Annotated in this window: 9 protein-coding genes; 5 read left to right on the top strand and 4 right to left on the bottom strand. The window is 52.3% G+C overall.

Features of this window, described 5'->3' with window-relative positions:
* Positions 1-42 precede the first annotated feature (42 nt).
* The 3 genes from tcuA to OGV94_RS16810 are packed head-to-tail and all read left to right on the top strand — an operon-like array spanning position 43 to position 3921.
* Positions 43-1446: an FAD-dependent tricarballylate dehydrogenase TcuA gene (gene tcuA, locus OGV94_RS16820; protein ID WP_075144990.1), complete on the top strand. Its 1404-nt coding sequence runs from the start codon at positions 43-45 to the stop codon at positions 1444-1446.
* On the top strand, positions 1433-2572 hold the full coding sequence (gene tcuB / locus OGV94_RS16815; RefSeq protein WP_286523815.1) for a tricarballylate utilization 4Fe-4S protein TcuB: 1140 nt from the start codon (positions 1433-1435) through the stop codon (positions 2570-2572). The genes tcuA and tcuB overlap by 14 nt, the downstream gene beginning before the upstream one ends.
* Before the next feature lie 53 nt (positions 2573-2625).
* On the top strand, positions 2626-3921 hold the full coding sequence (locus OGV94_RS16810) for an MFS transporter (RefSeq protein ID WP_043015587.1): 1296 nt from the start codon (positions 2626-2628) through the stop codon (positions 3919-3921).
* 51 nt (positions 3922-3972) lie between these two features.
* Here the strand turns inward: OGV94_RS16810 and OGV94_RS16805 are convergent, their stop codons facing one another.
* The 4 genes from OGV94_RS16805 to nagE form a co-directional block, all read right to left on the bottom strand.
* The gene (locus tag OGV94_RS16805) at positions 3973-4305 is read right to left on the bottom strand and encodes a ChiQ/YbfN family lipoprotein (RefSeq protein WP_047412664.1); all 333 of its coding nucleotides are present in this window, start codon (positions 4303-4305) and stop codon (positions 3973-3975) included.
* A gap of 49 nt (positions 4306-4354) precedes the next feature.
* On the bottom strand, positions 4355-5761 hold the full coding sequence (gene chiP / locus OGV94_RS16800) for a chitoporin ChiP (protein ID WP_047412667.1): 1407 nt from the start codon (positions 5759-5761) through the stop codon (positions 4355-4357).
* A gap of 560 nt (positions 5762-6321) precedes the next feature.
* Positions 6322-7989 (bottom strand): glutamine--tRNA ligase, encoded by a 1668-nt coding sequence (gene glnS / locus OGV94_RS16795; RefSeq protein ID WP_172862827.1) that lies wholly within the window; start codon positions 7987-7989, stop codon positions 6322-6324.
* A 187-nt stretch (positions 7990-8176) separates the two neighbouring features.
* Positions 8177-10126: a PTS N-acetyl glucosamine transporter subunit IIABC gene (nagE, locus tag OGV94_RS16790; RefSeq protein WP_047412672.1), complete on the bottom strand. Its 1950-nt coding sequence runs from the start codon at positions 10124-10126 to the stop codon at positions 8177-8179.
* Positions 10127-10468: 342 nt separating this feature from the next.
* On the opposite strand from nagE, the gene nagB reads away from it, so the two are divergent.
* Positions 10469-11269, top strand: a complete 801-nt coding sequence (gene nagB, locus OGV94_RS16785; protein WP_003022803.1) for a glucosamine-6-phosphate deaminase — start codon at positions 10469-10471, stop codon at positions 11267-11269.
* 60 nt (positions 11270-11329) lie between these two features.
* On the top strand, positions 11330-12478 hold the full coding sequence (nagA, locus tag OGV94_RS16780) for an N-acetylglucosamine-6-phosphate deacetylase (protein WP_043015582.1): 1149 nt from the start codon (positions 11330-11332) through the stop codon (positions 12476-12478).
* Positions 12479-12486 lie beyond the last annotated feature (8 nt).

Genomic DNA, 12486 nt, shown 5'->3' with positions numbered 1-12486 from the left:
ATTACAAATTTAACAATTAGTTAAATGGTAATGGAGTATACGATGGTTGATGTTCTGGTGATTGGCGGTGGCAATGCTGCCTTATGCGCTGCCCTTACCGCCCGGGAGCAAGGCGCTTCCGTTTTACTACTCGAAGCGGCTCCCCGGGAATGGCGTGGGGGAAATTCCCAACACACGCGTAATCTGCGCTGTATGCATGATGCGCCGCAGGATGTGCTGGTAGAAAGCTATCCGGAAGAGGAGTTCTGGCAAGACCTGCAGCGCGTAACAGAAGGAAATACCAACGAAGCCCTGGCGCGTCTGGTGATCCGTACCTCATCACATTGCCGCGACTGGATGCGCCAGCACGGCGTCAATTTTCAGCCTCCACTCTCTGGCGCTTTACACGTGGCGCGAACCAACGCTTTTTTTATGGGGGGCGGTAAAGCTCTCGTGAATGCCTATTATCGCAGCGCAGAAAAGCTGGGCGTACAAATCCGCTATAACACACCGGTGCAGGCGCTTGAACTGCACAACGGCGAGTTCGTGGCGGCGCTGTCAGGCAACGAGCGTATCACAGCGAAATCCTGCGTGCTTGCCGCGGGCGGGTTTGAGTCTAACCGCGAATGGCTGCGAGAAGCGTGGGGAGAGAACGAGCGCGGCGAGTGGCCTGCGGATAATTTCCTGATTCGCGGTACGCGCTTTAACCAGGGCGTACTGCTCAAATTTATGATGGATGCCGGAGCCGACATTATCGGCGAACCCTCCCAGTCACACTGCGTAGCCATTGACGCCAGAGCACCATTATATGACGGCGGGATTTGTACTCGCGTGGACTGTGTTTCGCTCGGCATAGTCGTCAACCGTGACGCTGAGCGTTTTTATGATGAAGGCGAAGATTTCTGGCCGAAACGCTACGCCATCTGGGGACGTCTGGTCGCTCAACAGCCAGGGCAGATTGGTTACTCCATCATCGACAGTAAAGCCATCGGCCACTTCATGCCTCCGGTCTTTCCTGGCGCACAGGCCAATACGCTGGCAGAACTGGCTCATCAGTTGGGGCTGAATGGTGAACGCTTTACCCACACCGTGACGGAGTACAACAACGCCTGCCAGCCCGGCCAGTTCGACCATACCGTTCTGGATAACTGCGCCACCAAAGATTTGCTACCCGCGAAAACGCACTGGGCACGACCGCTGGACCAGCCGCCATACTACGGCTATGCCCTGCGACCAGGGATCACCTTCACCTATCTCGGGTTAAAAGTGAACGAGCGCGCTGCCGTTCACTTTGCCGGGCAGCCAAGCCGTAACCTGTTCGTCGCCGGAGAGATGATGGCAGGCAACGTGCTGGGCAAGGGTTACACCGCAGGTGTGGGCATGTCAATCGGCACAACCTTTGGCCGTATTGCCGGAAAAGAAGCCGCGCTGGCCGCACGTAAGGAGACTCGTCATGAGGCAGCTTGAGAAACTGATTATCGAAGCGCAAATTATCACTGAACCGGAAGCGGAAGTTGAACGCGTGATGCAGGTCTGCAATGCCTGTCGCTATTGTGAAGGATTTTGCGCCGTGTTCCCGGCCATGACGCAGCGCCTGGAATTCGGTAAAGCGGATATCAATTATCTGGCAAACTTGTGCCATAACTGCGGCGCTTGCCTGCACGCGTGTCAGTATGCCCCACCTCATGAATTTGCCATCAACGTACCGAAAGCGATGGCGGAAGTCCGGCTCGAAACCTATCAGCACTACGCGCAACCCGCCGCCTTTGGCGCGCTTTATCGTCGCGCAGGCGTCACCGTGACGCTGGCGCTGGTTTTCGGTCTGATCCTGTTTTTAATTCTCGCCATCGGTTTGAAAGGTTCACTATTCCATCCTCCGCTGGCCGGGGATTTCTATCAAATTTTCCCGCATAACCTGCTGGCCTGGATGTTTGGTTCGGTCTTTATTCTGGCGATCGGTTTGCTGATGGCGGGCGTGATCCGCTTCTGGCGCGAGATCTCTCCGGGTATGCCGCGTTCCGCCGAGATTGCTGAAGCCTCACACGATGCGCTGACGCTGAAATATCTCGATGGTGGCCACGGCAAAGGTTGTAACGAAGCGGATGATGCCTTCACCCTGATGCGCCGCCGCTTCCATCACTTTACCTTCTACGGTTTTATGCTCTGCTTTGCCGCCACCGTGGTCGCAACGGGCTATCACTACTTTGCCGGCATAGAAGCGCCCTATCCGTTCTTCAGCGTTCCGGTCATGCTGGGCACGTTGGGTGGCATTGGCCTGGTTGTCGGCCCGGCTGGCTTGCTATGGCTCAATCTCAAACGCTCACCGCTACATGGCGACGCAAGGCAGAAACCGATGGATCGCGGTTTTATTTTGCTGCTGCTGCTGACCAGTCTGACCGGTCTGGCGCTGCTGGCGGGAAGAGACACTTCATGGATGGCTATTTTACTGGCCATTCATCTCGGTGTGGTCATGGCGCTTTTTCTGACCATTCCTTACGGAAAATTTGCCCATGGATTTTACCGCTGCGCAGCCTTACTCAAGTGGGCGATTGAGAAACGGCGCGGCAAACAGGCGGGGGTCACAGGCGACTAACCCGCAAACTCTTACCTCTATAAATATTATGATAAGACAGTGGAGCAAACCCAATGACACAACAACCATCGCGCGCCGGAACTTTCGGCGCAATACTGCGGGTAACCAGCGGTAATTTTCTCGAACAGTTCGACTTTTTTCTGTTCGGTTTTTACGCCACCTATATCGCCAGGACTTTCTTTCCTGCGGAGAGTGAATTTGCCGGGCTCATGTTGACCTTCGCGGTATTCGGCTCGGGTTTCTTAATGCGACCGGTTGGGGCAATCGTGCTGGGCGCTTACATCGACAGAATTGGTCGCCGTAAGGGACTGATGGTGACGCTGGCGATTATGGGCTGCGGTACCCTGCTGATTGCCCTGGTTCCCGGTTATCAAAGTATTGGCCTGCTGGCTCCTGTGCTGGTATTAGTTGGTCGATTATTACAGGGCTTCTCTGCGGGCGTGGAGCTGGGCGGCGTCTCGGTTTATCTGTCTGAAATCGCCACGCCTGGCAATAAAGGCTTTTACACAAGCTGGCAGTCCGCCAGCCAACAGGTCGCGATTGTGGTAGCTGCATTGATTGGTTACGGCCTGAACGCCACGCTGGGGCACGATGAGATCTCTGAATGGGGCTGGCGCATTCCGTTCTTTATTGGTTGTATGATTATTCCTTTGATCTTCGTCCTGCGCCGTTCGCTTCAGGAGACCGACGCATTTTTACAACGAACACATCGGCCCGACACCAGGGAAATTTTCACCACGATCATCAAAAACTGGCGTCTGATCGCTGCAGGTACGCTGCTGGTGGCGATGACCACTACGACGTTCTATTTCATTACCGTCTACACCCCGACCTACGGCAGGGCTGTACTCCACCTGAGCGCGCGCGATAGCCTGGTAGTCACCATGCTGGTCGGTATTTCTAACTTTATCTGGCTGCCGATTGGCGGGGCAATTTCTGACCGAATTGGTCGTCGTCCGGTGTTGATGGGGATTACCGTACTCGCACTGATCACCACCTGGCCGGTAATGCACTGGCTCACCGCCGCGCCAGATTTTACGCGCATGACGTTGGTCCTGCTTTGGTTCTCGTTCTTTTTTGGGATGTATAACGGGGCAATGGTAGCCGCACTCACCGAGGTGATGCCGGTCTATGTGCGTACGGTGGGCTTTTCACTGGCATTCAGTCTTGCCACGGCGATTTTTGGCGGCCTAACGCCGGTCATATCCACGGCGCTGGTTCAGCTCACCGGGGATAAAAGCTCACCGGGATGGTGGCTGATGTGCGCGGCACTTTGCGGACTCGCCGCCACGGCAATGCTGTTTGTGCGGCTTAGTCGGGGTTATCAACCGGTGGAACATAAGCTCTGAAAAGCAAACGGGCGGAAAAATTCTCCGCCCGTTGTATTTTCATTTTTCGATTTACTGCGCAGTATTCTTGCTACGAATTTCCTGCCAGACTTTGTTGCAATCAGCATTAACAGACTGATCGTTACCCGTGCGCGTGGCCTGGATACACTGCTGATAATCCAGTACGCGTACGCTTTCTTCATTGGCAAACTGCTGGTGCTGCTTTTCTTTCTTCAGCACATTCAACACGCTTTGGCAGGCTTCTATTTTCTCCGGCGATCCTTGCGCGGTATTAATACACGCGCTGTAGGCTTCTTTCAGACGGCTGTCTTCTTTCGGCGCAGGGGATTGTGCACAAGCCACCAGCCCTGATGCCATAACGGCGATGAGTATCAGTTTTTTCATAGCACTTTCCTCAACGATGCGGCAGGCGCCAGGCCTGCCGCTGTTGGCATTAGAAGATGGTGAACGGAGCAATAACGATGAATTTCACGTCACGCTCATCCTGGAAGATGTTGCCGTAACCACCGCCCCAGCTCGGAATATCTGAATGGTTGTCGTACTGGGTGAAGTGCAGTTTAAACATGGTGCCCTTCGCACGACCGTCCTGCAGGGTATAAACCGCATCCAGGCTGTAAGAAGACTCTTCGATAGTCCGGTTTTTGTCGTAGTACGCATCCGGGTTGAGCTGCCAGGTAGAAGGTTTGGCATCCCATGCGTAAACGTAGGACGCGCCCACTGCCCAGCCCGGCAGGTTCCAGTTCTTCAGGTCATACATTGCGCCGAAGAAGACTGCCTTTTCGCCGTTGGCGTTGAAGTCGGAACGGTTATCCCACCAGACATCAAGGCGACCGTTGGATGAGGCGTAGGTCGGCGTCATACGTTGCAGGAAGTAACCCTGCTGCCCGTCCGCTTTAACCCAGGTCCCTTCCAGACGCAGGTCAACCACTTCCGCCACTTTGTAGCCGAAGGTCAACGCCTGCAGCCAGGCCGTACCGTCATAAATATCGTTCACGGTGCGGTCATCAACTTTGTCACGCGCGCCGTAGAACTGGTAGCTGGTGGTAAACGGGTTACCGCCTAAATCGAATTTGTAGCTGGCTTTTGCGAAGTACTGATCGACGTAGCCTTCAGACTGACCAAATGCCGCTTCCAGCAACAGGTTATTTTTGAAGTCATATTTCGCGCCAATTGAGTGCAGGTAATCTACGCTGGTCTTTTTATCAGCCTGATAGAATTTATCGACTTCGGTGTGCCACGGTGCTTTATATTCGTTGGCCCACATATAGGAGAAGCTCAGTGCACCCGCATCACCATAGTCGAAGTTGGCGCCGGCTTCAGCACCCTGATAGGTCCCTGGCATAAAGCTCCAGTGCGGAGCCAACAGAGTCTGTCCGGTTGGTTGAATGTAACCGGCACGCGCCCAGGTTGGGCCGTATTTAAATTTGGCTGCTGCTTTATAAAGACTAATTCCGCTTTTATCGCCGGAGTAATCTTCGTCATAGCCTTTATTTTTTGAAGAGAATGCGATTTCGTTTGGATGGCCGCTTTCGCTACTTTCATTCATTTCAATAGCGGTGAATGCTGCGATATCAATACCAAACATATCGGCCGCATAACCGGACTGGAAGTCGAGGTTAGCGTTCCAGGTGGAGTGAGAAAGGTTGGTTTTGTATTTGTCATGATCTGTCACATCTTTACGGTCACGCTCACGCTGCCAGTAATAGATGCCGCCGGTTAAAGTGGAATCATCAATGAAACCTTCGGCGTGTACCTGGGGAGCAACAACAAAACCCGACATTGCTGTGATACCGGCGATAGCCAGCGCCAGCGTACTACGTTTGCCACTAAACGTACGCATATGTTAATCCTCTTTGACGTATAACCCTTCGTCTTTCAAGCCGCATCTGCGTTGGCTTTCCTCGCTCATCCCAGTCACGTACTGATGTACGCTCCCGGGAATTCGCTGCGTCGCCGCCTTGATGCAACTCGAAATCCATTGGGTATTAAATGCTGCCGATAAAAGCGGTCAGCGAAAAAACAAAAATTAAAAAAGTAGCGCTAAGAAAACCTCAGTGACTACAATGAATAGACTATTTTTCGCGACGCGAATTATCAATCTCTTTCTGTAACGAGTATGTAATAGTATGAGCAACCGCACATATTTCATTGCTTTCTGTTACATTTTCATTGGGAGATAAAAAAGCGTTGAGAAAATGAAAAAAAGGCTTGTTTTCCATGGAGATGAAATCGGTTTCAGCCCATTTCATATTGAGGTAAGTTATTTAAACGCAAAAACATTCAGCAAATCCATTATTACAGACATGTAATTAATTCGCTCCGCAAACGGAGTCTGGCGCACGGTTTTTTTGCGAAAAAAAACGCCGCATGAAGCGGCGTTTAGACAGGATATGAGGCAGCTTATTCGCCCACTTTAGCCCACGTATCACGCAGACCAACGGTGCGGTTAAACACCAGCTTGTCAGCCGTTGCATAGCGGCTGTCGAGGCAGAAGTAGCCTTCACGTTCAAACTGGAACGCCTTGCCTGCAACCGCGGCCTGCAGTGATGGCTCGCCGTAGCCGTGTTTAATGACCAGCGACTCCGGGTTGATGGCGGACAGGAAATCTTCCGCCGCACCTGGATTTGGTACGCTAAACAGGCGGTCGTACAGACGGATTTCAATCGGCAGCGCATGGGACGCGCTTACCCAATGAATAACGCCTTTTACTTTACGACCATCGGCTGGATCTTTGCTCAGAGTTTCCGCATCGTAAGTGCAGAAAATGGTGGTGATATTCCCTTCCGCATCTTTCTCTACACGCTCGGCCTTGATCACGTAAGCGTTACGCAGACGTACTTCTTTGCCCATCACCAGACGCTTGTACTGCTTGTTGGCTTCTTCACGGAAGTCCGCGCGATCGATCCAAATTTCACCGCTGAACGGCACTTCACGGCTGCCCATTTCCGGTTTATTCGGATGGTTAGGCATGGTGACCAGTTCGCTCTCGCCCTGCGGGTAGTTTTCGATAACCAGTTTCACCGGATCGATAACCGCCATCGCGCGCGGGGCGTTTTCATTCAGATCTTCGCGAATACAGGATTCCAGAGAAGCGATCTCAATGGTGTTGTCCTGCTTGGTCACGCCAATACGTTTGCAAAACTCACGGATAGCGGCGGCGGTGTAACCACGACGACGCAGACCAGAGATCGTTGGCATACGCGGATCGTCCCAGCCTTCAACGTGCTTGTCAGTCACCAGCAGATTCAGCTTGCGCTTGGACATCACGGTGTATTCCAGATTCAGGCGCGAGAATTCGTACTGGCGCGGATGAACCGGAATAGTGATGTTGTCCAGCACCCAGTCGTACAGACGACGGTTATCCTGGAACTCCAGCGTACACAGTGAATGCGTAATGCCTTCCAGCGCATCGCTGATGCAGTGGGTAAAGTCGTACATCGGGTAGATGCACCACTTGTTGCCGGTCTGGTGGTGTTCGGCGAATTTAATACGATACAGCACCGGATCGCGCATTACGATAAACGGCGAAGCCATATCGATTTTCGCGCGCAGGCAGGCTTTACCTTCTTCAAAACCCCCGGTACGCATTTTTTCGAACAGCGCCAGGTTCTCTTCGACGCTACGATCGCGGTACGGGCTGTTTTTGCCAGGCTGAGTCAGCGTGCCACGGTATTCGCGGATTTCGTCCGCTGACAGTTCGTCAACGTACGCCAGACCTTTATTAATAAGCTCTACCGCATAGGCGTGAAGCTGATCGAAGTAATCCGAAGAGTAGCGAATATCGCCAGTCCAGTGGAAACCTAACCATTCAACGTCGTTTTTAATCGACTCAACGTACTCGATATCTTCTTTAACCGGGTTCGTATCATCAAAACGCAGGTTGCACTGGCCCTGGTAATCTTGCGCAATGCCAAAGTTCAGACAAATGGATTTCGCGTGGCCAATGTGCAGATAGCCATTTGGCTCCGGCGGAAAACGTGTATGGATAGTGGTGTGCTTACCACTGGCCAGATCTTCATCGATGATCTGACGAATAAAGTTACTCGGGCGGGCTTCAGCCTCACTCATCGTGGATTCCTCAAAGCGTAAACAACGTATAACGGAACATGATCTTATAAGCGACGTCAGGAGACAACTATTAGTTGCACAAAAAAGGTGTTTCAACAGGATATATGAGGGTATTTGCTGCAAAAAAAAGCGGCGGAGGAAGATCCCCCGCCGCTTAAGGCACTTAACTCACTTTACTCAGGAGCAGTTACTTACCTTTAATCTCATACAATGGTGTTTGACCGGCAACCACATGACCTTCGGCTTTAATGACCAGAGCGCCGAAATCATCGCTGTTGCTGCACACAACCGGGCTAATCATGGAACGAGCGTTGGCGTTCAGGTACTCCAGATCCATTTCCAGAATCGGTTGGCCTGCAGTCACTTCCGCGCCTTCTTCAACCAGACGCTTAAAGCCTTTACCTTCCAGCGCGACGGTATCGATACCCATATGGACCACGATTTCCGCGCCTTTCACGGTTTCCAGACAGAACGCATGGTTAGTATTGAAGATTTTCACGATGGTGCCCGCAGCCGGAGCAACCACGATTTTATCCGTTGGTTTCACCGCCACGCCGTCGCCTACCGCTTTGCTGGCGAAGGCTTCATCAGGAACCTGCTCCAGCGCAACGACGTCACCGGTAATCGGAGAAACCAGCGCTTCAACGGTTGCTGCGTTTGCTACAGCCTGCGGTTTTGCAACCGGAGTCGCTGCTGCTGGCGCAGTTTCGCCAGACGCTGCCGCCACCGGACCCCGCGCGACAACTTTTTTCATTTCGTCGCCGATGGATTCAGCTTTCGCACCCACAATGACCTGGATAGTTTGCTTGTTCAGCTTAACCACTCCAGAAGCACCTAAACGTTTACACATCGCATCGTTTACGCGACCGGAGTCGGCAACGGTCAGACGCAGACGAGTGATACAGGCATCAATCGCTTTCAGGTTATCGGTACCGCCAACCGCTGCAATGTAGCTGGTTGCCAGTTGAGCCAAACCTTCTTCAGTGTTGCTGTTGGCTTCTTCAGTAACGATGTCGTCTTCTTTATCTTCGCGGCCCGGCGTTTTCAGGTTAAACATACGGATAACCGCGCTGAACAACACAAAGTAGATAACGAAGAACACCAGACCCATCACCACCAGCATCCAGACGTTCTGGCTTGCTGCCGGCAGGTTGTACATCAACACGTAGTCGATAGCACCTGCGGAGAAGGAGAAGCCTGCGTGGATACCCAGCAGTGTTGCAACGAACAGGCTGATACCTGTTAACAGTGCGTGCAGGAGGTACAGCAGTGGAGCCAGGAACATGAACAGGAATTCCAGCGGCTCGGTAACACCGGTCAGGAATGCAGTGATCGCAACGGACAGCAGCATACCGCCAACCATCGGACGACGTGCTTTCGGAGCCGCGAAGTACATCGCCAGCGCCGCACCCGGCAGACCAAACATCATGATCGGGAAGAAACCAGACATGAACATACCCGCAGTGCCGTCACCCGCGTAGAAGCGGTTGATGTCACCGTGGAATACGGTACCAGCGGCGTTAGTAAATTCGCCAATCTGGAACCAGGCGATGGTATTCAGAACCTGATGCAGACCGGTTGGGATCAACAGACGGTTGATGAAACCAAAGATACCGGAACCCAGTGCGCCTGCGCCCACGATCCACTCACCACCCGCATGGATGGCGTTCTGCACCGGTGGCCACACGTAGCCGAAGATAGCGGCCAGCACCAGACAGAAGAAGCCAGTGGCGATCGGCACAAAGCGTTTGCCGCCAAAGAAGCTCAGGAAGTCAGGCAGTTTGATACCAGACCAACGGTTATACACCGCACCGCCGACCAGACCGGTGATGATACCCGCCAGCACTCCCATATTGATGGCCGGGTTAATGGTAACCATTGCTTTGGTCAATATGAAATAACCGACCGCACCCGCCAACGCTGCCGCGCCCGCGCTGTCTTTTGACCAGCTGGAAGCCACACCGATAGCGAAAATTAACGCGAGGTTATCAAAGATAGCCCCACCCGCTTGCGCGATGAAGGGTACGTTAAGTAAATCTGGTTGGCCGAATCGCAGCAGCAGTGCCGCGACTGGCAGCACAGCGATGGGGAGCTGTAACGCCCTACCCAGCCGCTGGAAAAAACCTAAAATATTCATTTTATTCCCCCTACGAGACCCCGATTAGGCTTCTTTGAAGCCATATTTTTATTGTGCGACCATTCCTGACAGCAAGATTCTGGAGCAACGATATTAACCATTCATCTACATTCAGAGTGTGTGAAAATTTAATTCGTATCGCAAATTAAACGCGTGTTTTTTGTGATTTCAGTCACCAAATATCGTTATTAAGCCTCCCTTCCACTGGCTAACTACGAAAACTTATTTTATCATTCAAAAAATCGAAACGGATTGATCCTTACCGATGCAAAACCAGGTTACGCTTAATACTGCACAGAGACTCAATCCGCCAACTGCTTACATTTACTTTTGAGGTGAAGAATGAGACTGATCCCCCTGAATACCGCTGAACAAGTCGGCAAATGGGCTGCTCGCCATATCGTTAACCGTATTAACGCGTTCAAACCAACGGCAGATCGTCCGTTCGTTCTGGGCCTGCCGACTGGCGGTACTCCGCTGACAGCTTATAAAGCATTGGTTGAAATGCACAAAGCGGGCCAGGTGAGCTTCAAACATGTTGTAACTTTCAATATGGATGAATATGTTGGCCTGCCGAAAGAACATCCGGAAAGCTACCATAGCTTCATGCATCGCAACTTCTTTGATCACGTTGATATTCCAGCAGAAAACATCAACCTCCTCAATGGTAACGCGCCCGATATTGATGCAGAATGCCGCCAGTATGAAGAAAAAATCCGTTCTTACGGTAAAATCCACCTGTTTATGGGCGGTGTAGGCAACGATGGTCACATCGCGTTCAACGAACCGGCCTCCTCTTTGGCTTCCCGTACTCGCATCAAAACGCTGACTCACGACACGCGTGTTGCTAACTCACGCTTCTTTGACGGCGACGTAAGCCAGGTGCCTAAATACGCCCTGACCGTTGGCGTGGGCACCCTGCTGGATGCCGAAGAAGTGATGATCCTGGTACTGGGTCACCAGAAGGCGCAGGCGCTGCAAGCTGCCGTTGAAGGCAACGTTAACCACATGTGGACCATCAGCTGTCTGCAGCTGCACCCTAAAGCCGTTGTGGTGTGCGATGAGCCTTCCACCATGGAACTGAAAGTGAAAACGCTGAAATACTTTAACGAGTTAGAAGCGGAAAATATTAAAGGTCTGTAATTGATGTCTCCGCCCTGTCGATAAGTTGCAGGGCGGCATTTTTTGAAATCGGGGGTCGGAATGTATGCTTTAACCCAGGGCCGGATCTTTACCGGTCACGAAATTCTTGATGACCATGCGATTGTTGTCGCCAATGGCCTGATTGACAGCGTTTGCCCACTGGCTGAGTTACCGTCAGGAATTGAACAGCGCTCACTGAATGGGGCCATTGTTTCCCCCGGTTTTATTGATGTACAGCTAAACGGCTGCGGCGGCGTACAGTTTAACGATACGGCAGAAGCCGTGACCGTTGAAACGCTGGAAATCATGCAGAAAGCCAATGAAAAATCCGGCTGCACCAGCTACCTGCCAACGCTTATTACCACCAGCGATGACCTGATGAAACAAGGCGTTCGCGTCATGCGTGAATACCTGGCGAAACACCCAAATCAGGCATTAGGGCTTCATCTTGAAGGTCCGTGGCTGAATCTGGTGAAAAAAGGTACTCATAATCCGGGATTTGTCCGTCAGCCGGACGCTGCGCTGGTCGATTTCCTGTGCGATAATGCCGATGTGATCACCAAAGTGACGCTGGCGCCAGAAATGGTCCCGGTCGAGGTCATCACCAAACTGGTAAATGCAGGTATTGTTGTTTCTGCAGGTCACTCAAATGCGACGGTAAAAGAAGCAAAAATCGGCTTCCGCGCAGGCATCACCTTTGCGACGCATCTGTTCAACGCGATGCCGTATATTACCGGCCGTGAGCCCGGTCTGGCGGGTGCGATTCTTGATGAAGCCGATATCTATTGCGGTATCATCGCCGATGGCCTGCACGTTGACTACGTTAACATTCGTAATGCCAAACGCCTGAAAGGCGACAAGCTGTGCCTGGTCACCGATGCGACCGCGCCGGCAGGTGCAAACATTGAACAGTTCATTTTCGCTGGTAAAACAATATACTACCGGAATGGATTGTGCGTTGATGAGAACGGTACGTTGAGCGGTTCATCATTAACCATGATTGAAGGCGTACGCAATCTGGTCGAACATGCGAATATCGCTCTCGACGAAGTCTTACGCATGGCAACGCTCTACCCTGCTCGCGCCATTGGCGTAGACAAACAACTCGGCAGCATCGCGCCAGGCAAAGTAGCCAACCTGACTGCGTTCACGCACGACTTTAAAATCATCAAGACCATCGTTAATGGCAACGAGGTCGTTACTGAGTAAGAGAAAGA

This window comes from Citrobacter sp. Ce006, assembly GCF_030336535.1.
Lineage (GTDB): Bacteria > Pseudomonadota > Gammaproteobacteria > Enterobacterales > Enterobacteriaceae > Citrobacter > Citrobacter europaeus.
Note: the sequence above shows the minus strand (reverse complement) of the source record. Positions and strands in the feature narration are given on the sequence as shown.

Bases quoted from the DNA above. Each gene is read 5' to 3' on its own strand.
- tcuA (WP_075144990.1), top strand. From the start codon at position 43: ATGGTTGATGTTCTGGTGATTGGCGGTGGCAATGCTGCCTTATGCGCT.
- tcuB (WP_286523815.1), top strand. From the start codon at position 1,433: ATGAGGCAGCTTGAGAAACTGATTATCGAAGCGCAAATTATCACTGAA.
- OGV94_RS16810 (WP_043015587.1), top strand. From the start codon at position 2,626: ATGACACAACAACCATCGCGCGCCGGAACTTTCGGCGCAATACTGCGG.
- OGV94_RS16805 (WP_047412664.1), bottom strand. From the start codon at position 4,305: ATGAAAAAACTGATACTCATCGCCGTTATGGCATCAGGGCTGGTGGCT.
- chiP (WP_047412667.1), bottom strand. From the start codon at position 5,761: ATGCGTACGTTTAGTGGCAAACGTAGTACGCTGGCGCTGGCTATCGCC.
- glnS (WP_172862827.1), bottom strand. From the start codon at position 7,989: ATGAGTGAGGCTGAAGCCCGCCCGAGTAACTTTATTCGTCAGATCATC.
- nagE (WP_047412672.1), bottom strand. From the start codon at position 10,126: ATGAATATTTTAGGTTTTTTCCAGCGGCTGGGTAGGGCGTTACAGCTC.
- nagB (WP_003022803.1), top strand. From the start codon at position 10,469: ATGAGACTGATCCCCCTGAATACCGCTGAACAAGTCGGCAAATGGGCT.
- nagA (WP_043015582.1), top strand. From the start codon at position 11,330: ATGTATGCTTTAACCCAGGGCCGGATCTTTACCGGTCACGAAATTCTT.